The following is a 26,489-nucleotide window of genomic DNA, read 5'->3' as shown; positions in this document are numbered from 1 at the left end:
CCCCGAAACAAGGACGACACAGGCCGGACCCAGAGATCCGGTGCATATAAGACAAGGAGACAGGCTTGAAACACGACTATCTGGACCAGACGTTCGGTCTGGCAGGGCGCGTCGCGCTGGTGACGGGAGCGGCCCGGGGACTGGGCTATGCCATTGCGGCGGGCCTGGGCAGGGCCGGCGCGCAGGTGGTGGTCAACGATCTTTCGCGCGAGGCCTGCGAGGCCGCCTGCGCGAGCCTTGCCGAAGCGGGCATCAAGGCTCATGCGGCGCCCTTCGACGTGGCCGATGGCGCGGCGGTGGCGGATGCCGTCGCCCAGCTGGAGGCCGCGGGCCTGGCCATCGACGTGCTGGTCAGCAACGCCGGCAACCAGAACCGCAAGCCCGTGGTGGAGATGACGCCCGCCGAGTGGCAGGCGCTGCAGAACGTGCACGTCAACGGCGCCTTCCATTGCGCCCGCGCCGTCCTGCCCGGCATGGGCAAGCGCGGATTTGGCCGCATCGTCCTGATGTCTTCGGTGGCCGGGCAAGCCACGATGCCGAACATCGCCGCCTACGCCACCGCCAAGGGCGCGATCGCCGCATTCGCGCGCGCGCTGGCGGTGGAGTACGGCGCCAGCGGCGTCACCTGCAATGCGCTCGCGCCGGGCTTCGTGCGCACGGACTTCACGCAGGGCCTGCAGGACAACCCGCAATTCCAGTCGTTCCTGTCGTCCGCGGTGCCGGCCGGGCGCTGGGCAGCGCCGGAAGACATTGCGCCGGCGGTGGTCTACCTGGCCTCGCCGGGCGCGTCGTTCGTCAACGGGCATGTCCTGGCGATCGACGGCGGCCTGCTGGCCCGCATGTAGGAGCGCCGCCATGAGCACCCAAGCGGTTCTGTCCGCCCAGGGCCTGGTCAAGCGGTTTGGCGGCTTCAATGCCGTCGACGGCGTGACCCTCGCCCTGCAAGAAGGCTCCATCCACGCGCTGATCGGCCCCAACGGCGCCGGCAAGACCACCTGCTTCAATCTGCTGACCAAATTCCTCACGCCCGACGAGGGCGTCATCCACTATCGCGGGCGCGACATTACCGCGCTGGCGCCGGAACAGATCGCGCGGCTCGGCATCGTGCGCTCGTTCCAGATATCCGCCGTGTTCCTCGGGCTGACCGTGCTTCAAAACATGCGCGTGGCGCTGATGCGCCAGCATGGCGACGGGCTGCGGTTCTGGCGCAGCCGGCGCAGCGTGGACCGCCTGAACGGGCGCGCGATGGAACTGCTGGACGCGGTGGGCCTGGCGAATCTGGCGGACACGACCGCCGCGCTGCTGCCCTATGGCCGCAAGCGCGCGCTGGAGATCGCAATGACGCTGGCGCTGGAGCCGGAAATCATGCTGCTCGACGAGCCCATGGCGGGACTGGGCCAGGAAGACGTGGCCCGCATCGCCGCCCTCATCCGGCGCGTCTCGGTGAACCGCAGCATCCTGATGGTCGAGCACAACCTGTCCGTGGTGGCTGACCTGTCCGACACCATCACCGTGCTGGCGCGCGGCGCGGTGCTGGCGCAAGGCGACTACGCGGCCGTGTCGCGCGACGAGCGGGTCATCACGGCGTACATGGGCTCGGACGAGGAGGCGCACTGAGATGCTGTCGATCAAGGACCTCAACGCCTGGTATGGCGAGTCCCACGTCCTGCACGGCGTGGACATCGACGTGAGCCGCGGCGAACTCGTCACCATCCTGGGCCGCAACGGCGCGGGCAAGACGACGACGCTGCGCGCCATCATGGGCATTCTGGAAAAGCGGCGCGGCTCCATCCGGCTGAACGGGCAGGAGACCGTGGGCATGGCGCCGCATCGCATTCCCCGCCTGGGCGTGGTGTATTGCCCGGAGGAGCGCGCGGTGTTCCGCAGCCTGAGCGTGACCGAAAACCTGATGCTGCCGCCGCGCCTGGCGCAAGGCGGCATGTCCCTGGACGAGATCTACACGCTGTTTCCCAACCTGCGCGAACGCAGCGCGAGCTCCGGCGGCAACCTGTCCGGCGGCGAGCAGCAGATGCTGGCCATCGCGCGCATCCTGCGCACGGGCGCCCAGCTGATCCTGCTGGATGAGCCCACCGAGGGACTGGCGCCCGTCATCGTGCAGCAAATCGGGCACGCCATACGCACCCTGAAAGAGCGGGGATTCACCATCGTGCTGGTTGAGCAGAACTTCCGCTTCGCGACCAAGGTGGCCGACCGCCATTACGTCATGGAGCACGGTTGCGTGGTCGACCAATTGTCGGCGGACGAAGCGCGCCGCGATCCCGCCCGGATCGCGCGCCGCCTGGGTGTCTGAGAGGAGAAGCCCGTGTTCGAAATCTTCGGTGTGCCGTCCACGGCACTGTTCGGCCAGCTTCTGCTCGGCCTGATCAACGGTTCGTTCTATGCGCTGCTCTCGATCGGGCTGGCGGTGATCTTCGGCCTGTTGAACATCATCAACTTCGCCCATGGCGCGCAGTACACCGCGGGGGCCTTCCTCGCGTGGATGCTGCTGAACTACCTGGGCGTGAACTATTGGGCGGCGCTGGTGCTGGTGCCCCTCATCATGGCGGCATTCGCCATGCTGGTGGAGCGTCTGCTGATTTCGCGCACCTACCGCATGGATCACCTGTACGGGCTCCTGCTCACCTTCGGCATCGCCTTGCTGATCGAGGGCGGCCTGCGCCAGGCCTATGGCGTGTCGGGGCTGCCCTACACCATCCCCAAGGCCCTGAGCGGCGGGGTCAATCTGGGCTTCATGTTCCTGCCCTGGTACCGCGGCTGGGCCGTGGCGGTGTCGCTGGTGCTGTGCCTGGCGGTCTGGGTGCTGATCGAAAAGACCCGCGTGGGCGCCATGCTTCGCGCGGCCACCGAGAATCCCACGATCGTGCGCTCGTTCGGCATCAACGTGCCGCTGCTGATCACGCTGACCTACGCGCTGGGCGTGGCGCTGGCCTCGGTGGCGGGCGTGATCGCGGCGCCCATCTACCAGGTCAGCCCGATGATGGGCTCGAATCTGGTGGTGGTTGTGTTCGCGGTGGTGGTCATCGGTGGCATGGGGTCCATCATGGGCGCCATCATCAGCGGCTTCGGCCTGGGCATCATCGAAGGCCTGACCAAGGTGTTCTATCCCGAGGCCGCCAACCTGGCGATCTTCATCATCATGGTGCTGGTGCTGCTGTGCAAGCCGGCGGGCCTCTTCGGCAAGCCCCTGCAGGTGCAGAACGTGCTGGCCGCGGAAGCCACGCGCCAGCCCGTGCAGCTGAGCCGCCGCGCGATGCGCGTATCCATGGCGGCGCTCGCCGTGGCCGCCCTGGTCGCGCCGTGGTTCGTCTACCCCACGTTCCTGATGAAGGTGCTGTGCTTCGCCCTGTTCGCGGCGGCGTTCAACCTGCTGGTGGGCTATGTGGGCCTGCTGTCGTTCGGCCACGCGGCGTTCTTCGGCGCGGCGGCATACGCCACCGGCATCGTCATGAAGCTGCTGGGCGCCACGCCCGAGCTGGGCCTGCTGGCCGGCATGCTGACGGGCGGGCTACTGGGACTGCTGTTCGGCGCCATTGCCATCAGGCGCCAGGGCATCTACTTCGCGATGATCACGCTGGCGCTGTCGCAGCTGGTCTACTTCGTGGCGGTGCAGGCGGGTTTCACGGGCGGAGAGGACGGACTGCAAAGCGTGCCGCGCGGCAAGCTGTTCGGCATCTTCGACCTGGAAAGCGTGATGCCGATGTACTACTTCACGCTGGCGGTCTTCGCGCTGGGCTACGCCTTCGTGCTGCGCGTGCTGAATTCGCCCTTCGGCGAAGTGATCCGCTCGGTCCGCGACAACGAGCAGCGCGCCCGTTCGCTCGGATACTCCACGTCGCGCTACAAGCTGCTGGCGTTCACGCTGTCGGCGTCCGTGGCCGGGCTGGCGGGCGGCTTGAAGGTGCTGGTGTTCGGCGTCGCCTCGCTGACGGACGTGCACTGGCACGCCAACGGGGAAGTGGTGCTGATGGCGCTCCTGGGCGGCATCGGCACGGTATTCGGCCCGCTCGCGGGGGCGTTCGCCTTCGTGTCCCTGCAGAATTACCTGGCGCCCCTGGGCTCCTGGGTGCTGATTGTCCAGGGCGCGATTTTCGTCTTGTGCGTGCTGCTGTTGCGAGACGGCATCATGGGGTTGGTGTCGCGCGCCTGGCTTGCCGCGACCCGCGTGAAAAAGGAGTCCTGATGTTCCTGCACGTCGTGATGTTGCAACTGTCGGCGGCCGCCGATGCGCGGTTCCACGCGCGCGTCCAGGGCTATTGCGACCGGATCCTCGCCGAATGCGACGGGGTGGCGGGGTACGCGTTCCGGCCCAATCAGGCCAGCCGCTCGGACGCGCTGACCCACGCGGTGGTCGCGGCCTTCGTGGACGGCCCCGCGCACGACCGCTACCAGGTGTCCGCGGCGCACCAGGAGATGAAAGCGTACATGGCGGACTTCATCGAGCGCCTGGTGGTGTTCGATGGGGATATCCCCACGTTTTCCTGAATGCGCCAGGGCGCGCCTTGAGCGCGGGAAAGCGATAAACTCGCGAATGTTTTCCCGGTTTCCGGTCACGTATTTGTCATAGGTTGATAGCTCATGGACTACGTTCTACCTCCCCAGCCGCCCGTCGCGGTTCCCGTTGCCGGCAGCGCCGCGCTGTTCCCGGTGCGCCGCGTCTATTGCGTCGGCCGCAACTACGCCGAGCATGCCAAGGAAATGGGCTTCACCGGCCGTGAAGATCCGTTCTTCTTCTGCAAGCCCGCGGACGCGGTGCTGAGCGTGGCCGACGGCGAAACCGGCAAGATGCCTTATCCGCCCAAGACCTCCAATCTGCACTACGAGATGGAACTGGTCGTGGTGCTGGGCAAGGGCGGCCGCGACATCCCGGTGGAAGAGGCCAACGAATGCGTCTGGGGCTATGCGCTGGGTCTGGACATGACCCGCCGCGACCTGCAAGGCGAAATGAAGAAGCAGGGCCGCCCCTGGGAAATCGGCAAGGCGTTCGACCAGTCGGCCCCGCTGGGCCCGATCCACCCGCGCAGCGTGGTCGGCACCCTGGACAAGGGCGCCATCTGGCTCGACGTGAACGGCCAGCGCAAGCAGTCCAGCGATATCTCGCAGATGCTGTGGAACGTGCCCGAGAGCATCGCGTACCTGTCCGGCCTGTTCGAATTGCAGCCCGGCGACCTCATCTATACCGGCACGCCCGAGGGCGTGGGCGCGGTGGTGCAGGGCGACGTGATCACCGGCGGCGTGGAAGGCCTGGGCGAACTGCGCGTGCAGATCGTCTAAGCTGCGAGACTTTCGTTTTCATCAGACCAGGAGTTCCAGCATGCGCGGGAAGATCGTGCTGACAGCTTTCGTCGTGTTCGGGTTCGTGCTGGCCGGTTGCAATACCGTGGCCGGCATGGGCAAGGACATGTCGCGGGCCGGCAATGCCATCACCAACGCCGCCGACAAATAATCGGCGCGACGTCGGACGTAAAAAAGCCCCTTGATCGCTCAAGGGGCTTTTTCTTTGCGGCGACAACGGGGGTTACAGCACGTCCCCCGCGTAGTCGGCCAGGCGGGAGCGTTCGCCGCGCTGCAGGGTGACGTGTCCGGAGTGCGGCCAGCCCTTGAAGCGGTCGACGACGAATGTCAGGCCGGAGCTGCCTTCCGTCAGGTACGGCGTATCGATCTGGGCGACGTTGCCCAGGCAGATCACCTTGGTGCCGGGGCCCGCGCGGGTCACCAGCGTCTTCATCTGCTTGGGCGTCAGGTTCTGCGCTTCGTCGATGATGAGGTACTTGTTCAGGAAGGTGCGGCCGCGCATGAAGTTCAGGGACTTGACCTTGATGCGCGAGCGGATCAGGTCCATGGTGGCGGCGCGCCCCCAGTCCCCGTTGCCTTCGCCGTCGCCCATGTTCAGCACGTCCAGGTTGTCTTCCAGCGCGCCCATCCAGGGCAGCATCTTTTCTTCTTCCGTGCCGGGCAGAAAGCCGATGTCTTCACCGACGGGCACCGTGACGCGCGTCATGATGATCTCGGTGTAGCGCTTGGTTTCCAGCACCTGCGTGATGCCCGCGGCCAGCGCCAGCAGCGTCTTGCCGGTGCCGGCCTGGCCCAGCAGCGACACGAAGTCGCACTCCGGGTTCATCAGCAGGTTCATGGCGAAGTTCTGCTCGCGGTTGCGCGCCGTGATGCCCCAGACATTGTTCTTGCCGTGGGTGTAGTCGCGCAGGGTGGCCAGCACCGCCATCTTGCCGCTGACCTCGCGCACCTGCGCGTACAGCGGCATCTGGCCTTCGAAGTAGACGAACTGGTTGACCACGAACTGCGAGCATAGCGGGCCGTGGATGCGGTAGAACGTGGTGCCTCCCTGTTGCCAGGACTCGACGTCCTTGCCGTGCTTGTTCCAGAAGTCCTCGGGCAGCTGCATCACGCCCGAGTACATCAGGTCCGAGTCTTCCAGGACGTGGTCGTTGAAGTAGTCTTCCGCGGCCATGCCCAGCGCGCGCGCCTTCAGGCGCATGTTGATGTCCTTGGACACCAGCACCACTTCGCGTTGGGGGTATTTTTCCTGCAGCGCCCGGACGACGCCCAGGATCTGGTTGTCGGCCTTGCCCATGGGCAGGTCGGAGGGCAGGGTGCTATGGATGGCGGTGGTCTGGAACATCAGGCGCCCGGTGGCGTCCTTGTTGCCCAGCTTCGCCAGTTCCAGGCCTTCGTCCAGGTGCGTCGCATCCTGCACCAGCGCATCCAGCGAGCGGCTGACCTGGCGCGCGTTGCGCGCCACTTCCGACATGCCCTTCTTTTGATGGTCCAGCTCTTCGAGCGTCATCATCGGCAGGAAGATGTCGTGCTCTTCGAACCGGAACAGCGAGCTGGGATCGTGCAGCAGCACGTTCGTGTCCAGCACAAACAGCTTGTGCGGGGCGTTCTGGGCGCGCGCCTTGCTGCGCTTGGAAGCCGCCGGGGCGGGCTTGGCCTGCTGGCGCGTTTCAGTGCGAACGGCCGGGGCGGCCGGGGGCGGCGGCGGCACCTGGCGGGCGGGCGCGGGAATCTGCGCCTTGCGGACCGGAGCTGCCATGCCTTCGAGCTGAGGCTGGACAAGCAGCTCGCCCTCTTCGTCTTCGGCGAGGGCGGCTTGGGTGTTGGACCGCGCAGCGGCAGTCGTGGTCGTGCGGGCCTGCGCCCGGGCGGATTCGCCCGAGGGGAAGGTCAGGATGGCTGCGGGGCGGGTAGGCAACTTCGGAAGCGGCATATGCGTCACTCTCCTGTGTGGGCCGGCTATAGCGCCTGACGGGTGTTCCTGTGCGGCTAACCGATGCTTTTTGCGGCCTGCAGGACTTCCTTGGCGTGGCCCGGGACCTTCACCCCGCGCCACTCCTGCACCAGCACGCCATAGGCATCGATCAAAAAGGTGCTGCGTTCGATGCCGCGCACCTGCTTTCCATACATGTTCTTCTGCTTGATGACGCCGAACTGGTTGCAGACGGTTTCGTCGGCGTCGGAGATGAGAGGGAAAGGAAGTTCGTACTTGGCCTTGAAATTCTCATGCGACTTCAGCGAGTCGCGCGAGATGCCGATCACGATCGCGCTGGCCGCCAGGAACTCGGCGTGCAGGTCGCGGAAATCCTGGCTTTCGGTGGTGCAGCCAGGCGTGTTGTCCTTGGGGTAGAAGTACAGAACCACGGCCCGGCCCTGGCACTGTTCCAGGCTGATCGGGCCTATGGTGCTCTCGGCGGTGAACAGCGGGGCGGGCTTGCCTATGCTCGGCGTCATTTCTGGGATGCTCCATTGGGAGGGATGAGGGCGACGACCACGCGCCGGCCCTCCGCCATCAGGATGTTGTAGGTGCGCGAGGCGGCATGAGTGTCCATGATTTCCACGCCGATGCCCGCCGCCAGCAGGGGGCGCAGCACTTCGGGACGCAGGAACTGTTGCCGGGCGCCCGTGCCCACGAGCAGCACTTCGGGCGCATTGGCCGGACGGCTGGGGGCGGCTTCCGGTTCGTCCAGGAAAGCCATCGGGTCGCGGACGGGCTCGGACAAGCCGGCCGCCTGGAGCAACAGGGATGAGGTGATGTCGGCCGGCGACTCGACGGGCCAGCGGGTAACTTCGCCTTCGGGGCCAAAAGCGACCGAGGAGGAAAAACGTACCTGGTTGACCTCGATATAGCCATCACCGTAGGCGGTGACAGTGTTCAGAGCGGCCGTCGCAGGATCGGTATGCAGCTTCAATAAAAACTCCGGCTTTATGTGCTTGATAATAGCGCATCAGGATGCACAGATGTTGCAGTGAAATGCGGGGCTTCGCGCTTCATCCGACGCCGCGGAAAAAACCTCATCTTTTCAACGGCGAAACGGCCCTGTTTTTGTTCCATTTGCCGCCTAGGCGTCGTTGCGCTAGATTACAGGGTTTTGCTGCGCTGCAAACGTGTGCTGGCGCGGCTCTGAGCCCATTTCCCCTTCGCGCGACCGCGCCCTGGTTTTTTTGCCTTTTCGCCCCTAAGGATTCCCATCATGAGGAAGTTCTCTCGCATTGAGCGTTTGCCCCCGTACGTTTTCAACATTACCGGCGAGCTCAAGATGGCGGCGCGTAGGCGTGGCGAAGACATCATCGACATGTCGATGGGCAATCCGGACGGCGCGACCCCCAAGCACATCGTCGACAAGATGGTGGAGGCCACCTCGCGCCCGACGACGCACGGCTATTCCGTGTCCAAGGGCATTCCGCGCCTGCGCAAGGCGATCTGCGACTGGTACCAGCGCCGCTACGCGGTCGAGTTCGATCCGGACTCCGAAGCCATCGTCACCATCGGCTCCAAGGAAGGCCTGGCCCACTTGATGCTGGCCACCCTGGACCGCGGCGACACGGTGCTCGTGCCCAATCCGAGCTACCCCATCCATATCTATGGCGCCGTCATCGCCGGCGCCAATATCCGTTCCGTGCGCATGACGCCGGGCGTGGACTTCTTCGAGGAACTGGAGCGCGCCGTGCGCGAATCCATCCCGAAGCCCAAGATGATGGTGCTGGGCTTTCCCAGCAACCCCACGGCCCAGTGCGTGGACCTGTCGTTCTTCGAACGCGTGGTGGCGCTGGCCAAGGAGCACGACATCCTCGTCGTGCATGACCTGGCCTACGCCGACATCACCTTCGACGGCTACGTGGCCCCGTCCATCATGCAGGTGCCCGGCGCGCGCGATGTCGCCGTCGAGTTCTTCACGATGAGCAAGAGCTACAACATGGCGGGCTGGCGCATCGGCTACATGGTCGGCAACCGCGAGCTGGTCAATGCGCTCGCGCGCATCAAGAGCTATCACGACTACGGCACGTTCACGCCGATCCAGGTGGCGTCCATCGCCGCGCTGGACGGCCCGCAGGATTGCGTGAACGAGATCGTGGCGCAGTATCAAAGCCGCCGCGACGTGCTCGTGCGCGGCCTGCACGAAGCAGGTTGGAATGTGGAGATTCCCAAGGCGTCCATGTACATCTGGGCGCAGATCCCCGAACCCTACAGGGCTATGGGCTCTTTGGAATTTGCCAAGCGTGTCCTGTCGGATGCGAAAGTGGCCGTGTCCCCCGGGATCGGCTTCGGCGAGTATGGCGACGAATACGTACGCTTCGCTCTTATCGAAAACGAGCAGCGCACCCGCCAGGCGGTGCGCGGCATCAAAGATATGTTCCGCAAGGACGGATTGCTGAAATGAATACCCCTGAACGCTCACCTGTCGCGCAAGGCCCCGAGGGCGGCGCGATGAATCCCATGAAGGTGGGCCTGCTTGGTCTTGGCGTGGTTGGCGGCGGCACGTGGACCGTGCTGTCGCGCAACGCCGAGGAAATCGCGCGCCGCGCGGGCCGCCGCATTGAAGTGACCCGCGCCGCCGTGCGCGACGTGGCCAAGGCGCGCTCCCGCGTGGGCGACTCGATCCAGGTCGACACCGATGTGCACGGCCTGGTGCGAGATCCCGAAATCGACATCGTCGTCGAGCTGATCGGCGGCGACACGCTGGCGCTTGAACTGGTGCTGGAAGCCATCGCCAACGGCAAGCATGTGGTGACCGCCAACAAGGCGCTGCTGGCCAAGCATGGCAACGAGATCTTTGCCGCGGCGTCCGAACGCGGCGTGATGGTGACGTTCGAGGCCGCCGTCGCCGGCGGCATCCCCATCATCAAGGCGATCCGCGAAGGCCTGACGGCCAACCGCATCCAGTGGGTGGCCGGCATCATCAATGGCACCACCAACTTCATCCTGTCCGAAATGCGCTCGCGCGGCCTGCCGTTCGCCGAAGTGCTGGCCGAAGCCCAGCGCCTGGGCTACGCCGAAGCCGACCCCACGTTCGACGTGGAAGGCGTGGACGCCGCGCACAAGCTGACCCTGCTGGCTTCGCTGGCTTTCGGCGTGCCGGTGCAATTCGACCGCGCCTACATCGAAGGCATCTCGCAGCTCGCCGCCGAAGACATCGAGCACGCCGAGCGCCTGGGCTACCGCATCAAGCTGCTGGGCATCACCAAGCGCCGCCCCGACGGCATCGAGCTGCGCGTGCATCCGGCGCTGGTGCCTTCCGAGCGCCTGCTGGCCAATGTCGAGGGCGCGATGAACGCCGTGCTGGTCAAGGGCGACGCCGTAGGCCCGACGCTGTACTACGGCCAGGGCGCGGGCGAAGAGCCTACCGCCTCGGCGGTCGTGGCCGACCTGGTCGACGTGACGCGCCTGCATACCGCGGATCCGGGCAACCGCGTGCCGCACCTGGCCTTCCAGCCGGACGCCATGTCGGACACGCCCATCCTGCCGATCGAACTGGTCAGCACCTCGTACTATCTGCGCCTGCGCGTGGACGACCAGCCCGGCGTGCTGGCGGACATCGCCCGCATCCTGGCCGACCGCTCCATTTCCATCGGCTCGATGATCCAGCAGCCGTCGCATATCGGCGGCGCCGACATCATCTTCCTGACGCATGAAGCAGTGGAAGGCAACGTCAACCAAGCCATCGAGCGCATCGAGTCCTTGCCCTTCGTCCGGTCCAAGGTAACGCGCCTGCGCGTGGAAAACCTGCTGTGAGGACCCACGCGGCGCGGCGCATCGCGGAGCAATCGACATGAAATACATCTCTACCCGCGGCGGCATGGCCGCCCAGACATTCTCCGACATCCTGCTCGAAGGGCTGGCGCCCGACGGCGGCCTGGCCGTGCCGGAAACGCTGCCCCAGGTGTCCGAGCAGATGCTCGAATCCTGGCGCGGCCTGCCGTACGCGGACCTGGCGTTCGAAGTGCTGTCGCTATTCGCCACCGACATTCCCGCGGACGACCTGCGCCGCCTGACCCGCGCGGCCTACACGCACGAGACGTTCAACAGCGAAGACATCGTTCCGCTTCGCCCGCTGGGCGGGGGGCTGTCGCTGCTGGGCCTGTCCGAGGGGCCGACGCTGGCCTTCAAGGACATGGCCATGCAGTTCCTGGGCCAGGTGTTCGAATACGTGCTGACGAAGCGCGGCACCACGCTCAACATCGTGGGCGCCACCTCCGGCGACACGGGTTCGGCCGCGGAATACGCCTTGCGCGGCAAGCAGGGCGTCGCGGTGTTCATGCTGTCGCCCCACGGCCGCATGAGCGCGTTCCAGCGCGCGCAGATGTACTCCCTGCAGGACGAGAACATCCACAACATCGCCGTGCACGGCGTGTTCGATGAAGCGCAGGACATCGTCAAGGCCCTGGCCGGCGACCTGGCCTTCAAGACCAAGTACCGCCTGGGCGCGGTGAACTCCATCAACTGGGCGCGCATCGCCGCCCAGGTGGTGTATTACTTCCACGGCTGGCTGCGCGCCACCGAGAAGCCGGGCCAGCAGGTCTCGTTCGCCGTGCCCTCGGGCAACTTCGGCAACATCCTGTCGGGCCACATCGCCCGCAGCATGGGCCTGCCCATCCGCCGCCTGGTGCTGGCCACGAACGAGAACAACGTGCTGGAAGAATTCTTCCGCACCGGCGTCTACCGTCCGCGTCCCGCCGAGCAGACCTACGCGACCTCCAGCCCGTCGATGGACATCTCGCGCGCCTCCAACTTCGAGCGCTTCGTGTTCGATCTGGTGGGCCGCGACGCCGACCGCGTCAAGGAACTGTGGGCGGCCCTGGCGCGCGACGGGTCTTTCGACCTGTCCGACCTGAAGCCGCAATTCGAAGACCGCTACGGCTTCGTGTCGGGCGCCAGTTCGCACGAAGACCGCCTGGCGACGATCCGCTCGGTCTACGAAGAGACCGGCGTGCTGGTGGACCCGCACACGGCCGACGGCGTGAAAGTCGCGCGCGAATTCGTCGAGCCGGGCGTGCCCATGCTGGTGCTGGAGACGGCCTTGCCCGCCAAGTTCTCCGAGACCATCGAGGAAGCGCTGGGCCGTCCCGCCACGCCGCCGGGCAACCTGGCCAACCTGGAATCCCTGCCGCAGCGCGTGGAAGTCATGGATTGCGACGAGGCGGCCGTACGCCGTTTCATCGAGGCCAACGCCAAGGTGTAAAGGCCGCTTGCGGCTTGTGTAAGGTTGCAACCCCTCGCCGGCGCGTCCCGCGAGGGGTTTTTCATAAATGGGGGCGGGACGGATTACGTTCTCACGCATTTTGACCACAACCCGACACGTATTCGGGGCCAGGTTCAGATACAGTGAATTCACTTATTCACACTCGGAGAACACGCCCATGAATCTGAAGACCATGACGTTGGCCCTGGTGGTGACCGGAGTCGGGGTGCTGGCCGGATGCTCGTCGCCCTCGGTCGTTCAGCACCGGGATGGAAGCTCGACCGTAACGCCCGATGAGCCGGAGTACGACAAGAAGTCGGGCATGTACGAATACGACAAGGACGGCAAGAAGGTTCAGATCAACAAGGACGACGTGAAGTCCATCGAAGAGGTCAAGTAGGCACGCAACCTGTCTGAACCAAAAAAAGCCCCGGCGCCAGTGCCGGGGCTTTTGCGTTGGGGCGCGGGATTTACTTGCCCGCGTCTTCCGCATGATAGCGGCCGACGCGCTCGACCTCGTTCTTCGAGCCCAGGATCACGCTGACGCGCTGGTGCAGCTTGTCGGGCTGGATGTCCATGATGCGCTCCACGCCGTTGATGGCCGCGCCGCCGGCCTGCTCGACCAGGAAGCTCATCGGGTTGGCTTCGTACATCAGGCGCAGCTTGCCGGCCTTGGCCGGCTCGCGCGCGTCCCAGGGGTACATGAAGATGCCGCCGCGGGTCAGGATGCGATGCACGTCCGCCACCATCGAGGCGATCCAGCGCATGTTGAAGTCCTTGCCCAGTGGGCCGGTCGAACCGGCCAGGCAGTCGTCGATGTAGCGCTTGACCGGGGCAGCCCAGTGGCGCATGTTCGACATGTTGATGGCGAATTCCTTGGTGTCTTCCGGCACCCGGATGTTCTCGTGCGTAAGCACCCACGAGCCCATTTCGCGATCCAGCGTGAAGCCCACCACGCCGTTGCCGATAGTCAGCACCAGCATGGTTTGCGGGCCGTAGACGGCGTAGCCGGCCACGACCTGCTTGTTGCCCGGCTGCAGGAAATCGTCTTCGCAGACGGGCGCGCCCGACACATTGTGCGGCGCCTGCAGCACCGAGAAGATGGTGCCGATGGAGACGTTCACGTCGATGTTCGACGAGCCGTCCAGGGGATCGAACAGCAGCAGGTATTCGCCCTTGGGGTAGCGGTTCGGGATCAGATGGATGGTTTCCATCTCTTCCGAGGCCATGGCAGCCAGGTGGCCGCCCCATTCGTTGGCTTCCAGCAGGATTTCGTTGGACAGCACGTCCAGCTTCTTCTGGACTTCGCCCTGGACGTTTTCGCTTTCCAGGCTGCCCAGGACGCCGCCGAGCGCGCCTTTGCTGACTGCATGGCTGATGGCCTTGCAGGCGCGCGCCACCACTTCGATGAGCAGCCGCACTTCCGGGGCAAGGGCTTGGGCGGAGCGTTGTTGCTCCACCAGGTACTGAGTGAGTGTTTTACGTTTCAAAAGGGTCTCCCTATGCTGCGAATTCTAAAGCCTTGGATACGATTTCCTGTACGTTGCGCGACAGGCCCTCGTGCGCGCGCACCTGCTGCAGGGCAGCCTGCATCGGCGTGCGCAGCGCGGGTACGAAGCGCGACCAGTTGTCCAGCGCGCGCGCCAGGCGAGCGGCGATTTCCGGATTCAGCGCGTCCAGCGCCAGCACCTGCTCGGCCCAGAAAGCGTAGCCCGAACCATCCGGGTGGTGCATGCCGCGGGCGTTGTTCAGGCAGAACTGGAAGATCAGCGCGCGGGCGCGATTGGGGTTGCGCAAGGTGAAGGCCGGGTGCGACATCAGTTCGCGCGCGGTCTGCACGGTGGTCGAGCGGGCGGCGGCCTGAAGGGCGAACCATTTGTCCACCACCAGCGGATTGTCCTTCCACCTGGCGTAGAACGCCCCCAGCGCTTCCTGCGGGAATTCGCCCTGGCCGTAGTTGATCAGGGCGGACAGCGCGGCCATGCTGTCGGTCATGTTGCCGGCCTTGCCGTACTGCTGTTCCGCCAGGCGCTGGGCTTCCTGTTCGCCGGCCGCCATCAGGTGGCTGAGCGCCAGGTTTTTCAGCGCGCGCTTGCCCGCGGGCACCGGGGCGGGGCTGTACTCGCCCGGCGTCTGGTTGTCGTCGAAAGCGTGGCGGAACTCGGCTTCGAGCTGACGTCCGAGCTCGGCGCGCAGGAAGTCCCGGGCCACGGCCAGCGCGGGCGGGTCCACCTGCTGCATGCGCTCGGCCAGGGTTTTTTCCGAAGGCAGCGCCAGAGCGCGGGCGCGATAGGCGGCGTCGAGCGCCGGGTCGGCAAGGAGCGCGCGCCAGGCCTCGATGAAGGCGGCGTCGGCGTGCAGCGTGCGGCCGGCCTGCCGGGCTTCGGCCAGCGCCAGGATCTGGCGGGTGGCAAGTTCCTGGCCGGCTTCCCAGCGCGCGAACGGGTTGCTGTCGTGGGCGGACAGCAGCGCCAGTTCCTCGTCCGTCCAGTCATAGCCCACGATGACGGGGGCGGAGAAGTCGCGCAGCAGCGACGGCACGGGGCGGTCGGCGATGCTGTCGAATATCCATTGCTGGCTTTGCGTCGTCAGTTCCAGCAGGGCCGTTTCGGTGACGATGCCCTCGTGGTTTAGCGGGAGGCCGCGGCCGTCGCTATCCAGCAGCCCGATGGCGAAGGGGATGTGGTACGGCGCCTTGACGTAGTCGGCGCCGGCCTTTCGTTCCACGCCCACGGGCTGGCATTCCTGGGTCAGCGTCACCGTGCAGCGGCGCGCGGCGGCATCGTGATCCAGCTTGACCGTGACGCGCGGCGTGCCCGCCTGGCGGTACCAGCGGCGGAACACCGACAGGTCGCGGCCGGGGTGCTGGCGCACATAGACCGATTCCATGGCGGCGACGAAGTCGTCGCACGTCACGGCCTGGCCATCGTGGCGGCGGAAATACTCGTCCATGCCGGCGCGAAAGCCTTCCTCGCCCAGCAGCGTGTGCTGCATGCGGATGACTTCGGCGCCTTTTTCGTACACGGTGGCCGTATAGAAGTTGCCGATCTCCTGGTAGCTCTCCGGGCGGATGGGGTGGGCCATGGGGCCGGCATCCTCTGGGAACTGGGCGGCGCGCAGCGCCACCACGTCGTCGATGCGCTTGACGGCGCGCGCGCTGGCCGCGGCGGCGGCGTCCATGCCGTGCGCCATCATGTCGGCGCTGAACTCCTGGTCGCGGAAGACGGTCAGGCCTTCCTTCAGGCTCAGCTGGAACCAGTCGCGGCAGGTGACGCGGTTGCCCGTCCAGTTGTGGAAGTACTCGTGTCCGATGACGGATTCGATGCCTTCGTAGTTGGCGTCGGTGGCGGTGTCCGCGTCGGCCAGCACGTAGGCGGCGTTGAAAATATTCAGGCCCTTGTTTTCCATGGCGCCCATGTTGAAGTCATGGACGGCCACGATCATGAAGCGGTCCAGGTCCAACTCCAGGCCAAAGCGGCTTTCGTCCCAGCGCAGCGCGCGCACGAGCGAATCCAGCGCCCATTCGGTCTTGGTTTCGGACCCCGGGTCGCTGTAGACCTGCAGCAGCACGTCGCGGCCGCTTGCGGTCTTGACCGTGGTTTCGCGGTGGGTCAGGTTGCCGGCCACCAGCGCGAACAGATAGCAGGGCTTGGGGAACGGGTCTTCCCATTCGACTTCGTTGCGGCCGTCGGGCAGTTGGCGCGAGCCGATCAGGTTGCCGTTGGACAGCAGCACGGGGTATTCCGGCTGCGCGCGCAGGGTGACACGGTAGCGCGACATGACGTCGGGCCGGTCGGCGAACCAGGTGATGCGGCGAAAGCCTTCGGCTTCGCATTGCGTGAAGAAGTTGCCCCCCGACACGTACAGGCCCATCAGCGTTGAGTTTGCGGACGGCTTGCAGCGGCTGACGATTTCGATCGTGGCGTCGGCGGGCAGGCCATGCAGCGCAAGGCTGTGGTCGGACAGGCGGTAGCGGTCGGCGGGCAGCGCCGCGCCATTCACGCCCACCGAGACGAGTTCCAGCTCTTCTCCATCCAGGACCAGCGCCGCGTCGGCGCTGGCTCCGGGCTTGCGCAGCACGTGCATGGTGCAGCGCACTTCGGTCGCGTCGGGCGCGAGATCGAAGGCGAGGGCGACTTCAGGAATATCGTAGGGGTAGGGCTGGTAATCCTTGCGGTATACGGTAACGGGCGTGTCGGTGCGCATGGGATCGCAGTCCTGTATGAACGAGGGGTCTATTGTAGTGGCTGGCCGCGGGGCGCACCCTTGGGCTTACGGGCTAGCCGTAAACTTTTGGCAAGCGGAGATGTCAAAGCTCAGTATGATGGGCGCCGTCGCGCAAGAGGAGTCGCAAAATGTCCAGATCGTCTTTGTTCAGCAGTGTAGGCCGTTGGGCCGGCATATTGGCCGTGCTTGGGGCGCTGACGTTGACGGGATGCGCCGCGCCCTCCGTGTCGGCCAGGGTAACGTCCTTTCAGCAATGGCCGACTGGCGTCGAGGGCCAGACTTACCAGTTCGTTCCGGCGGATCCTTCGCAAATCAATAATCTGGAATACCAGTCCTTCCAGGACATGGTGCGCGCCGGTATCGGCGCGACCGGCCTGATCGAGGCCAAGCCAGGCGCCAAAGGCCGCTTCGATGTGTCGTTCCGCTATGGAACTTCGCAGACCCAGGTGATGGTGCGCCGTCCCTACGACCCGTATTTCTACGGCGGCTATGGCGGTTTCTACGGCCCGCGGCCCTGGGGCATGGGGGCCGGCTTCTGGGGGCCGGATTGGGTGGACGTGCCCATGGTGGTTCAGCGCAACTCCCTGTCCCTGCTGATCCGCGATACCCAGCAGGGCGGCGCGGAGGTATACCGTTCCACGGCCTTCATATTGAGCGAGCGTGATGATTTCATTCGCACCATGCCCTTTCTTGTCCGCGCAATCTTTGACAATTTCCCGGGAAATAATGGCGCCGAGCGCGAGATCGAGTTCCCGCTTCAGTAAGCCGGATGGGTGCGAAGACCGCCTTTCCTAAATAAAATCGGCGCACCATCATGGTGCGCCGATTTTATTTCTTACTACAGAATAGGTTTTATTCTTTGATAAGAAAACTCTCGCGCGCTGCGCCCGCGGCTTCTTCAGCGGCGAGCCAGCGGGGCGCCTTGCCACGGCCGCTCCAGGTATCCCCGGTTTGAGGATGGCGGTACTTTGGCGCAACGGCGCGTTTGGCGGCGTTGGCGGGGCGGGCAGGGGCGCCGGCCTTGCGGCGGCCGGCGGTAGCGGCGCGGGCGGGCTTGCCGGCGCCATAGGCTGCGATGATCTCTTCGGGCGTGATGTCGTATTCGCGCATCGAGGTGATGATCGAGGTGATCACGGGCTTGCGGCGCTTCGTCTGTAGGACTTCAGCCTTCTTTTGGAGCTTGTTGATTTCCTTTTCGATCTTTGCTTGCAGAGCTGCGTATGTTTCTCGGGCCATGGTTTATTCCTGATTATGGAACTGCTTTAATCGCCGGCGAAGTTATGTTTATTTTGTTGTGCTTCGCATAATACAGAAATTACGCCGCGACTTCCCGGTTTTCGGACTAATTACTTTGTATCAAAAGAGTCGCAATGTCCTTGGCTTGCGGGTCTGCGCAATAGCCAAGTATTGGGAAGGATATTCTCAAATTTGGGACAAGTTGAAACATGTACTGATTTGGTCCACGGGGTGGGCAAATAGGCGTTCCATAGTGGCTGTCGCCCCTCTTTTTGTTTCGTGTAGCGAGCAAATACGCGGGCTTTCGGCATGTCGCAACATGCGCCGGGCGCGGCTGATATCCGATACTGGGGCTTATCCTATTGCGGCTGGCCGTAAGCCGGACTGATTAGACGAGTTTGCCCTGCCCAGAGCTTGCATGCATTTTGACGTTCTCATCCCTCGGGAATGATATGGACGAGCAACCGGGTCGTGCAACCGGCAATTTCATTTTCATGTCAGGTTGTATGATGAGTGCGGCATTGCGCAGCGGACGCTTTGAATGCGGGCCGTAATGCTTAACTTGATATCCAATATTCCGTCCCCATCTATTTGCCTGAGCATAATCCGGCCATTTAGCCGCAGCCCTTCCGGCAGCCCCCGACGCATCATTTGGCGACGCGCGGGACGCCGGGACCATGTCGGCGTTACGATACGGTCTTGAGCGTCATCGCACGCGAGCGCGGCCGCGCCGCCCCTGAAATAGAGCCTATGAAAATCATCGATCCCGCTATTGCCTCCCTGGCCACCGCCAAATCCCTGCTGCTCGACCCCTGGGGGCTGACCGAAGCGGACATGGCGCGGGCGCTGGGTGAAATCTTCACCCACAAGGTCGACTACGCCGACCTGTATTTCCAATACACGCGCAGCGAAGGCTGGAGCCTGGAAGAAGGGATCGTCAAGACGGGCAGCTTCTCCATCAGCCAGGGCGTCGGCGTGCGCGCGGTGAGCGGCGAGAAAACCGCATTTGCCTATTCCGATTCCTTGTCGCCCGAGGCGCTGCTGTCGTCCGCGCATGCAGTGCGCGGCATCGCGCGCCGCGGCGCCGGAAAGGTAAAGGTTGCCGCGCAGGTCGAGGCCGAGATCGGCCGCAGCCTGTATGCCGATATTGATCCCGTGGCCACGCTGAGCGCGCCCGAGAAAGTGGCGCTGCTGGAACGCGTGGAGCGCATGGCGCGCGCCCGCGATCCGCATGTGATCCAGGTGATGGCGGGCTTGGGCGCCGAATATGACGTGGTCCTGGTTGCCGGCAGCGATGGCCGCCTTGCCGCCGACGTGCGTCCGCTGGTGCGGCTGTCGCTTACCGTGATCGCAGAGCGCGATGGCCGCCGCGAGATGGGCCATGCGGGCGGAGGCGGACGCCTGGGACTGGCGTACTTCACGGATGAAATGCTGCAAGGCTATGTCGAGCGCGCCGTGCATGAAGCCATGGTCAACCTGGAAGCGCGTCCCGCGCCGGCAGGCGAAATGACCGTGGTGCTGGGTTCGGGCTGGCCCGGCATCCTGCTGCACGAAGCCGTCGGCCACGGACTGGAAGGCGACTTCAACCGCAAGGGTTCCAGCGTGTTTTCCGGCCGGATCGGCGAACGCGTCGCCTCCAAGGGCGTCACGGTGGTGGATGACGGCACGCTCCCCGACCGCCGCGGTTCGCTCAATATCGACGACGAAGGCAATGCCACGCAGCGCAACGTGCTGATCGAAGACGGCATCCTGCGCGGATACATGCAGGACACCTTGAACGCCCGCCTGATGAAGACCGCCGCCACGGGCAATGGCCGCCGCGAATCCTTCGCGCACCTGCCCATGCCGCGCATGACCAACACGTACATGCTGGCCGGCGACAAGCCCGCCGAGGAAATCGTGGCCTCCGTCAAGCGCGGGCTGTACGCCGTCAATTTCGGCGGCGGGCAGGTCGATATCACGAACGGCAAGTTCGTGTTCTCGGCTTCCGAGGCCTACATGATCGAAGACGGCAAGGTGACCTACCCGGTCAAGGGCGCCACCCTGATCGGCAACGGCCCCGACGCCATGAACCGCGTCACCATGATCGGCAACGACCTGCAGCTGGATTCCGGCGTGGGCACCTGCGGCAAGGATGGCCAGAGCGTGCCGGTCGGCGTGGGCATGCCGACGGTCCGCATGGAAGGCCTGACGGTCGGCGGAACGGCCTGAGGCCGGTCCCGGGCCGTCGCCGCCTTTTCAAGAAACAGGCGTGACGGCCCAAAAAAACTGTGCTAGAGTCAATCCCCATGAAATTCGCGTCCCCCGCCTTTTACTTTTATTTTTATGGTTTTCTGAAGCCGCTGGCGGAGGAAGGGACGCGCTCAATCTGAAGTTTGGAAAGAATCCCCCCAAAAAAGCCGCCAGCGAACTGGCGGCTTTTTTTGTGCCGTCGGTTAGGGGTAGAACCCCATGGCGGGCAACCCAGGAGCAGTACCGTGTCACACAATACCGACGACCTTCGCATTCGAGAAATCAAGGAACTGAACCCGCCCGCGCATGTGATGCGCGAGTTCGCGTGCACCAAGGAGGCGTCCGACACCGTGTTCGCCGCCCGCCAGGGCATGCACCGCATCCTGCACGGCATGGATGACCGCATGATCGTCGTGATCGGCCCTTGCTCGATCCATGACACGCGCGCCGCCATCGAATACGCCAAGCGTCTGAAGCCCGTGCGCGACCGGCTCAGCGCCGACCTGGAAATCGTGATGCGCGTGTACTTCGAGAAGCCGCGCACCACGGTGGGCTGGAAGGGCCTGATCAACGATCCGGACCTGGACGGCAGCTTCGACATCAACAAGGGCGTGCGCGTGGCCCGCGAACTGCTGCTGGACATCAACAGCCTGGGGCTGCCGGCGGGTTGCGAGTTCCTGGACATGATTACGCCGCAATACATCGCGGATCTGGTCTCCTGGGGGGCGATCGGGGCACGGACGACGGAGAGCCAGGTGCACCGCGAGCTGGCCTCGGGCCTGTCGTGTCCGGTGGGGTTCAAGAACGGAACGGACGGCAATGTGAAGATCGCGGTGGACGCGATCAAGGCGGCGTCGCAGCCGCACCATTTCCTGTCGGTGACCAAGGGCGGGCATTCCGCCATCGTTTCCACGGCCGGCAACGAGGATTGCCACGTCATCCTGCGCGGCGGCAAGACGCCGAACTACGATGCGGCCAGCGTGGAGGCGGCCTGCCAGGACGTGTCCAAGGCCGGGCTGGCGCAGCGCATCATGGTCGACGCCAGCCACGCCAACAGCAGCAAGAAGCCCGAGAACCAGCCCATGGTCATCGAGGACGTGGCGCGCCAGATGGAAGCCGGCGATACCCGCCTGGTGGGCGTCATGGTGGAAAGTCACTTGCTGGGCGGCCGCCAGGACATGGTGCCGGGCCAGCCGCTGGTCTACGGCCAGAGCATCACCGACGGCTGCATCGATTGGGATGCGTCGGTGGCCGTGCTTGAGCGCCTGGCCCATGCCGTACGCGAACGCCGCCGGGTGGCCCTGACCTCCGGCAAGTGAGCGGGGCTTGCGCCGCGAATCGCCTGCCTGGGGCGGTTTGCGGTGCAGCATGCGTGGCGGCGTAGAATATTCGGATTACCGAACCCGAGACCACGCTGATCATGAACGCTCCCTTGCACGCTGAAACGTTGCGCCGCCCGGTGCCGGCCGCCTGTCTGGATGCCTTGCGCGCGCGCTTTGGCGACCGCCTGTCCGAGTCTTCCGCCGTGCGCGAGCATCATGGCCGCGACGAGTCGCCGTACCCGCCCATGCTGCCCGACGCCGTCGTCTTCGCGCACACCACCGAAGAAGTGGCCGCGATAGCAAAGGTCTGCAATGAGCACCGCGTTCCCTTGATTCCCTACGGCGCGGGTTCGTCGCTGGAAGGCCACATTCTTGCGATCCAGGGCGGCATCAGCCTCGACCTGTCGCAGATGAACAAGGTCCTGGCCATCAACGCCGAAGACCTGACCGCCACCGTTCAGGCGGGCGTGCTGCGCAAGCAGCTCAACGAAGAAATCCGCAGCACCGGCCTGTTCTTCCCGATCGATCCGGGCGCCGACGCCAGCCTGGGCGGCATGGCCGCGACGCGGGCCTCGGGCACCAATGCCGTGCGCTACGGCACGATGCGCGAAAACGTCATGTCGTTGACCGTCGTCACGGCGGACGGCCGCATCATCCGCACCGCCGGCCGCGCGCGCAAATCGTCGGCGGGCTACGACCTGACGCGAATCTTCGTGGGCAGCGAAGGCACGCTGGGCATCATCACCGAAGTGACGGTGCGACTGTACCCGCAGCCCGAAGCCGTGTCGGCCGCGGTCTGCAATTTCCCCACGCTGGATTCGGCCGTGCAGAGCGTGATCGAGATCATCCAGATGGGCGTGCCCATTGCGCGCGTCGAATTCATGGACGCGGCCAGCGTACGGGCCGTGAACCTGCACAGCAAGCTGAGCCTGCGCGAAACCCCGCTGCTGGTGTTTGAATTCCACGGCAGCCCGGCGGGCGTGCAGGAGCAGGCGGAAACCGTTCAAGCCATCACGGCCGAGCACGGCGGCATGGACTTCGAATGGGCCGAACGCCCCGAAGACCGCAGCCGGCTCTGGACCGCCCGCCACAACGCCTATTTCGCGGGCCTGCAATTGCGTCCGGGCTGCCGCGCCAGCACCACAGACGTCTGCGTGCCCATCTCGCGCCTGGCCGATTGCGTGCGCGACACCGTGGAAGAGCTGGACCGCGCAAGCTTTCCCTACACGATCGTGGGCCACGTGGGCGACGGCAATTTCCACGTGCTGATGCTGCTGGACGCCGACAGCGCCCAGGAATGGCAGGAATCGGAAGCCATCAACCACAACCTGGTGCGTCGCGCCATTGCGGCCGACGGCACCTGCACGGGCGAGCACGGCATCGGCCTGCACAAGATGCAGTTCATGGCCGAGGAGCACGGCGAAGACGCCCTGGACCTGATGCGCAGCCTGAAGCATGCGTTTGATCCGAACAACATCCTGAACCCGGGCAAGATCGTGTCCTGGTAAACCGCAAGCGGCCCTGGCGCCGCGCGCATCCGAAGCCGACGGCCTTGTCCGTCGGTTTTTTTTTGCCCGCGCGGCGCCGGGCAGGGTGCGGCCCATCGCAAATTTTCCAGTGACAGCGCGGGGCAAATCCTTTACTCTGATTTTTCGTAGACAAATGTCCACATTGTGGATATTGGTGCAAAGCCCGGTCTACCGCCAAAAGAATGGAACGTGTTTCTACAGAAAACCACGTCCTCGACAAAGGAGACAAGGATGTTGATGAGACAACGCTTGATGGTGGCCGGCCTGGCATTTGCCAGCCTGGCGGCATCGTTGCCGGCGCAGGCGCTGGCCGCGGACAACAACTACCCGAACCAGCCGGTGACGCTGGTGGTGCCGTTCCAGCCGGGCGGGGGCACCGACGCCGTGGCGCGCACGTTCGCCAAGGTGTCGGCCCAGTATTTCCCCAAGGGCATGGTGGTGCTCAACAAGTCCGGCGCGGGCGGCGCGGTGGGCTGGAACTATGTGCTGAACAACAAGAACGACGGCCATACGCTGACCGTGGTTACGGCGGAATTCGTCATCCTGCCGCTGCTGGGCCTGTTCGACCACACCTACAAGGACTACACGCCGCTGGTGCAGCTGAACGCCGATCCGGCCGCGATCGTGGTGCCCGCCAACTCGCCGTACAAGAACATCGAGGACTTCATGGCCGCGGCCAGGAAGTCGCCGGCGACGATGAATGTCGGCACCTCGGGCACCGGCTCCATCTATGACGTCGCGCTGAGCGCGTTCGAGGTCAAGTCGGACACCAGGTTCACGCACATTCCGTTTCCGGGCTCCGGGCCCGCCTTGTTGAACCTGCTTGGCGGCCAGCTTGACGCGGTGGCGACCAGCCCGGCCGAAGCGTCCGAGTATGTGCGCGCCGGCAAGATGCGCCTGCTGGTCCTGATGAGCGACAAGCGCGTGCCCGAATTCGCGGATGTGCCCACGGCCAAGGAAAAGGGCATCGACGTGGCCTACGGCACCTGGCGCGGAATCGCCGGTCCGAAGGGCATGCCGCCCGCCGCGGTGGCCAAGCTGAAGGAGGTCTTCGAGAAGGTGGGGCAGGATCCGCAACTGATATCGGCGATCAAGGCGCAGAACCTCGGCTATGTGTACGCCGACGGCGAGGCCTTCGAGAAAAAGATGGCCGCCGAGACCGCCGACTACGCCGAGATCCTGAAGACCTTGAACATCAAGTAATCCTCCCGCGCCGCTTTCCCCAACTCAGCCAGCTGGACCGCCATGACACAGACGAACGCCGTGCCCACGCCTTACCGCTACCCCAATCCGAAGGAAGCGCTGCCCGACATCGTGGTGCCGCAAGCGATACCGGACGACGAACGCGTGTGGGTGCCGCAGGCCGAGAACGTCTGGTTCAGGCCGCTCTGCCTGAACGTGTCCCAGGGATACTGGATGAACCTGCTGCGCGTGCGCAGGTCGGGCGTGCTGAGTTGCCACCGGCATCCGCAGGCGGTGCATGGCTACGTTATCAAGGGGTCGTGGCGCTATCTGGAACACGATTGGGTCGCCCGCGAAGGCAGCTATGTCTTCGAGCCGCCGGGCGAAACGCACACGCTGTACGTGCCGGAGGATGTCGAGGAAATGATCACCATGTTCCAGGTCAACGGGGTCATGTACTACTGCGACAGCGAAGGCCGGCACACGGGCTACGAGGACGTGTTCACGAAGCTCGACATGTGCAGAAAGCACTACGAAGGCGTGGGGCTGGGTTCGGACTACGTCGATCAGTTCGTCCGCTGAGCCGCCGCGCCACACCAGGGAGCCGATATGAGTTTTCAAGCAGGGCTGTTCAATGGCAAGGTCGCCGTGGTCACGGGCGGCACGCAGGGGGTAGGGCGCGGCGTCGCCGACGCGCTCGCGCGCCTGGGCGCGCGCGTTCATGCCGTCGGATTGACGGCGGCCGAGGCGCCGCCGGAGGGCGTCGAACTCGTGGAGCTGGACGTCACGCAGGCGGACGCCGTGGCGCGCTTTGCGGCCGGGCTCGAGCGCGCGGACATCCTGGTCAACTGCGCGGGCGTCATCTTCCGCCAGGAGGAATTCAAGCTGCCGGTGTTCGAGCGCGTGCTGGACATCAACCTGACCGGCACCATGCGCCTGTGCGAGGCGCTTCAGCCGTTGCTGGCGCGGTCCGCGGGCTGCATCGTCAATACGGCGTCGATGCTCAGCTTCTTCGGGGGAGGACTGGTGCCGGCCTACAGCGCAAGCAAGGGCGGCGTGGCGCAGCTGACCAAGTCGCTTGCGATCGCCTATGCCGATGACGGAATCCGGGTGAACGCGGTGGCGCCGGGATGGATCGCCACGAAGCTCACCGAGGCCTTGCAGAACGACCCGGCGCGCGCCTCGCGCATTCTTGAACGCACGCCGCTCAAGCGCTGGGGCACGCCCGCCGACGTGGCGCAGGCGGTGGTGTTCCTGTGCTCTCCGGCCGCGGCTTTCATGACCGGTGTCGTCATGCCGGTCGACGGCGGCTATATGGTAACGTGACCGTCGCGCCGGCCCGCCGGCACGCATCGCCACGGATACCGGTCAATGAAAGTCACCCGCGCCACAAGAACAACGACGCAGCCCCCGGCGCATGCCGCCAAACCTGTTGCAGGGACCGCGTCGTTCTCCAAGTTCATGCGGGTGCTGGACACCATTGCGCTGGGCGGCGACACCGCGTGGACCGTGAACGAACTCAGCGTCAAGCTGGGATATCCGCGCCCGACGATCTATCGGATCGTCGAGGCGCTCGTGGCCGAGCAGCTCATCGTCCAGAAGCGCAACGGACCGTCCTTCGGGCTGGGTCCGCGCCTGGTCAGCCTGGCGAGCCGCGCGCTTGAAAGCTCGGATATCCGCCAGCTCTGCAAGGAGCATCTGTTCGACCTGAAGGAGCGGACCCAGGAAACCGTCCACCTGGCGGTGCCCGACCGTTCCGAGATGACGTATATCGACAAGCTCGAAAGCCCCAAGGCCGTGCGCATGAATTCGCGGCTGGGCAGCCGCGTCACGATGTACTCCAGTTCGGTGGGCAAGGCCTACCTGGCGAAGCTGGAGCCGGCCGCGCGCGACGCGCTGATCGCCACGCTGGACTTCAAGGCCTTCACGGACGCCACGCTGCGCACGCCGCAAGCGCTGCGGAAGGAGCTCCAGCAGATCCAGCGGCAGGGCTACGCGGAAGATCGCGAGGAAAACGAGAAGGACATTTTCTGCTTTGGCTGCGCCATCACCGACAAGCAGGGCCGGCCCGTCGCCTGCGTCAGCCTGAGCATTCCCGCGTTCCGGATGAGCGCGAACCGGACCGACAGTTATATCAAGCCGCTGGTCGACACCTGCGCGGCAATATCGAAAACCCTGGCGCTGCTGGATTATTCCGGCTGACTACAAGTGACCGCGGGACGGAAACTGCTGTTTTTCAACGACATCGGCGCACGGGTTTTACGGCT

General features: G+C 65.0%; 25 protein-coding genes. 19 read left to right on the top strand and 6 right to left on the bottom strand.

The genetic code is table 11. The features are described from left to right. The first annotated feature begins 65 nt into the window (after positions 1-65). The 7 genes from ACFWP0_RS09620 (at position 66) to ACFWP0_RS09590 (ending at position 5,464) form a co-directional block, all read left to right on the top strand. Positions 66-845, top strand: a complete 780-nt coding sequence (locus ACFWP0_RS09620; RefSeq protein ID WP_377841528.1) for an SDR family NAD(P)-dependent oxidoreductase — start codon at positions 66-68, stop codon at positions 843-845. A 10-nt stretch (positions 846-855) separates the two neighbouring features. Then, positions 856-1,617: an ABC transporter ATP-binding protein gene (locus tag ACFWP0_RS09615; protein ID WP_377841527.1), complete on the top strand. Its 762-nt coding sequence runs from the start codon at positions 856-858 to the stop codon at positions 1,615-1,617. 1 nt (position 1,618) lies between these two features. After that, positions 1,619-2,311, top strand: a complete 693-nt coding sequence (locus ACFWP0_RS09610) for an ABC transporter ATP-binding protein (protein WP_377841525.1) — start codon at positions 1,619-1,621, stop codon at positions 2,309-2,311. 12 nt (positions 2,312-2,323) lie between these two features. After that, positions 2,324-4,201 (top strand): ABC transporter permease, encoded by a 1,878-nt coding sequence (locus ACFWP0_RS09605; RefSeq protein WP_377841523.1) that lies wholly within the window; start codon positions 2,324-2,326, stop codon positions 4,199-4,201. Further along, positions 4,201-4,503 (top strand): Dabb family protein, encoded by a 303-nt coding sequence (locus ACFWP0_RS09600; RefSeq protein ID WP_377841522.1) that lies wholly within the window; start codon positions 4,201-4,203, stop codon positions 4,501-4,503. The genes ACFWP0_RS09605 and ACFWP0_RS09600 overlap by 1 nt, the downstream gene beginning before the upstream one ends. 93 nt (positions 4,504-4,596) lie before the next feature. Next, positions 4,597-5,292, top strand: coding sequence for a fumarylacetoacetate hydrolase family protein (locus ACFWP0_RS09595; RefSeq protein WP_377841520.1), 696 nt, complete (start codon positions 4,597-4,599; stop codon positions 5,290-5,292). Between the two features lie 40 nt (positions 5,293-5,332). Then, positions 5,333-5,464, top strand: coding sequence for an entericidin A/B family lipoprotein (locus ACFWP0_RS09590; RefSeq protein ID WP_008164311.1), 132 nt, complete (start codon positions 5,333-5,335; stop codon positions 5,462-5,464). 72 nt (positions 5,465-5,536) lie between these two features. On the opposite strand, the gene ACFWP0_RS09585 is transcribed toward ACFWP0_RS09590, so the two are convergent. The 3 genes from ACFWP0_RS09585 to ACFWP0_RS09575 are packed head-to-tail and all read right to left on the bottom strand — an operon-like array spanning position 5,537 to position 8,225. Beyond that, a complete protein-coding gene (locus ACFWP0_RS09585; protein ID WP_377841518.1) occupies positions 5,537-7,246 on the bottom strand; it encodes a PhoH family protein in 1,710 nt (569 codons plus the stop codon). A gap of 56 nt (positions 7,247-7,302) precedes the next feature. Next, the gene (locus ACFWP0_RS09580; RefSeq protein ID WP_377841517.1) at positions 7,303-7,767 is read right to left on the bottom strand and encodes a peroxiredoxin; all 465 of its coding nucleotides are present in this window, start codon (positions 7,765-7,767) and stop codon (positions 7,303-7,305) included. Continuing rightward, positions 7,764-8,225, bottom strand: coding sequence for an Mth938-like domain-containing protein (locus ACFWP0_RS09575; RefSeq protein WP_377841516.1), 462 nt, complete (start codon positions 8,223-8,225; stop codon positions 7,764-7,766). Before ACFWP0_RS09575 ends, ACFWP0_RS09580 begins: the two co-directional genes overlap by 4 nt. A gap of 282 nt (positions 8,226-8,507) precedes the next feature. On the opposite strand from ACFWP0_RS09575, the gene alaC reads away from it, so the two are divergent. The 4 genes from alaC to ACFWP0_RS09555 all read left to right on the top strand — a co-directional run bounded on the left by alaC (position 8,508) and on the right by ACFWP0_RS09555 (position 12,894). Continuing rightward, positions 8,508-9,695, top strand: a complete 1,188-nt coding sequence (gene alaC, locus ACFWP0_RS09570) for an alanine transaminase (protein ID WP_056567313.1) — start codon at positions 8,508-8,510, stop codon at positions 9,693-9,695. Between the two features lie 47 nt (positions 9,696-9,742). Then, positions 9,743-11,047: a homoserine dehydrogenase gene (locus tag ACFWP0_RS09565; RefSeq protein ID WP_377841861.1), complete on the top strand. Its 1,305-nt coding sequence runs from the start codon at positions 9,743-9,745 to the stop codon at positions 11,045-11,047. A gap of 37 nt (positions 11,048-11,084) precedes the next feature. Then, on the top strand, positions 11,085-12,494 hold the full coding sequence (gene thrC, locus ACFWP0_RS09560; protein ID WP_377841514.1) for a threonine synthase: 1,410 nt from the start codon (positions 11,085-11,087) through the stop codon (positions 12,492-12,494). Between the two features lie 178 nt (positions 12,495-12,672). Next, positions 12,673-12,894, top strand: a complete 222-nt coding sequence (locus tag ACFWP0_RS09555; protein WP_377841513.1) for a YgdI/YgdR family lipoprotein — start codon at positions 12,673-12,675, stop codon at positions 12,892-12,894. A 70-nt stretch (positions 12,895-12,964) separates the two neighbouring features. Here ACFWP0_RS09555 and ACFWP0_RS09550 read toward each other — a convergent pair whose 3' ends face one another. Together ACFWP0_RS09550 and pepN are read right to left on the bottom strand one after the other, a co-directional pair. Further along, positions 12,965-13,984 (bottom strand): class 1 fructose-bisphosphatase, encoded by a 1,020-nt coding sequence (locus tag ACFWP0_RS09550; RefSeq protein WP_377841512.1) that lies wholly within the window; start codon positions 13,982-13,984, stop codon positions 12,965-12,967. A gap of 10 nt (positions 13,985-13,994) precedes the next feature. Next, the gene (pepN, locus tag ACFWP0_RS09545; RefSeq protein WP_377841510.1) at positions 13,995-16,700 is read right to left on the bottom strand and encodes an aminopeptidase N; all 2,706 of its coding nucleotides are present in this window, start codon (positions 16,698-16,700) and stop codon (positions 13,995-13,997) included. A gap of 149 nt (positions 16,701-16,849) precedes the next feature. Here pepN and ACFWP0_RS09540 point away from each other — a divergent pair, with 149 nt between their 5' ends. After that, a complete protein-coding gene (locus ACFWP0_RS09540; RefSeq protein WP_377841509.1) occupies positions 16,850-17,485 on the top strand; it encodes a DUF4136 domain-containing protein in 636 nt (211 codons plus the stop codon). 88 nt (positions 17,486-17,573) lie between these two features. Here ACFWP0_RS09540 and ACFWP0_RS09535 read toward each other — a convergent pair whose 3' ends face one another. Continuing rightward, on the bottom strand, positions 17,574-17,957 hold the full coding sequence (locus tag ACFWP0_RS09535; protein WP_377841508.1) for an H-NS family nucleoid-associated regulatory protein: 384 nt from the start codon (positions 17,955-17,957) through the stop codon (positions 17,574-17,576). Positions 17,958-18,707: 750 nt separating this feature from the next. Between ACFWP0_RS09535 and tldD the strand changes: the two genes are divergently transcribed. The 7 genes from tldD to ACFWP0_RS09500 all read left to right on the top strand — a co-directional run bounded on the left by tldD (position 18,708) and on the right by ACFWP0_RS09500 (position 26,424). After that, positions 18,708-20,168 (top strand): metalloprotease TldD, encoded by a 1,461-nt coding sequence (gene tldD / locus ACFWP0_RS09530; protein ID WP_377841506.1) that lies wholly within the window; start codon positions 18,708-18,710, stop codon positions 20,166-20,168. Between the two features lie 266 nt (positions 20,169-20,434). Beyond that, complete coding sequence (aroG, locus tag ACFWP0_RS09525) at positions 20,435-21,508, top strand: 3-deoxy-7-phosphoheptulonate synthase AroG (RefSeq protein ID WP_377841505.1); 1,074 nt, start codon at positions 20,435-20,437, stop codon at positions 21,506-21,508. A gap of 101 nt (positions 21,509-21,609) precedes the next feature. After that, positions 21,610-23,019: an FAD-binding oxidoreductase gene (locus ACFWP0_RS09520; RefSeq protein ID WP_377841503.1), complete on the top strand. Its 1,410-nt coding sequence runs from the start codon at positions 21,610-21,612 to the stop codon at positions 23,017-23,019. A gap of 252 nt (positions 23,020-23,271) precedes the next feature. Then, entirely contained in the window at positions 23,272-24,243 is a 972-nt protein-coding gene (locus ACFWP0_RS09515; RefSeq protein WP_377841501.1) for a Bug family tripartite tricarboxylate transporter substrate binding protein, read from the top strand. 42 nt (positions 24,244-24,285) lie between these two features. Further along, complete coding sequence (locus tag ACFWP0_RS09510; protein WP_377841500.1) at positions 24,286-24,804, top strand: 2,4'-dihydroxyacetophenone dioxygenase family protein; 519 nt, start codon at positions 24,286-24,288, stop codon at positions 24,802-24,804. Between the two features lie 27 nt (positions 24,805-24,831). Next, positions 24,832-25,548 carry an SDR family NAD(P)-dependent oxidoreductase gene (locus ACFWP0_RS09505; RefSeq protein ID WP_377841498.1) on the top strand — a complete coding sequence of 239 codons (717 nt, stop codon included), beginning with the start codon at positions 24,832-24,834 and terminating at the stop codon, positions 25,546-25,548. A 45-nt stretch (positions 25,549-25,593) separates the two neighbouring features. Then, positions 25,594-26,424: an IclR family transcriptional regulator gene (locus ACFWP0_RS09500; RefSeq protein ID WP_377841496.1), complete on the top strand. Its 831-nt coding sequence runs from the start codon at positions 25,594-25,596 to the stop codon at positions 26,422-26,424. Positions 26,425-26,489: the final 65 nt, after the last annotated feature.

The organism is Achromobacter sp. NPDC058515 (genome assembly GCF_042721735.1).
Taxonomy (GTDB): Bacteria; Pseudomonadota; Gammaproteobacteria; order Burkholderiales; family Burkholderiaceae_B; genus Achromobacter.
The sequence above is the reverse complement of the archived record's forward strand: the minus strand, read 5'-3'. Positions and strand labels throughout refer to the sequence as shown.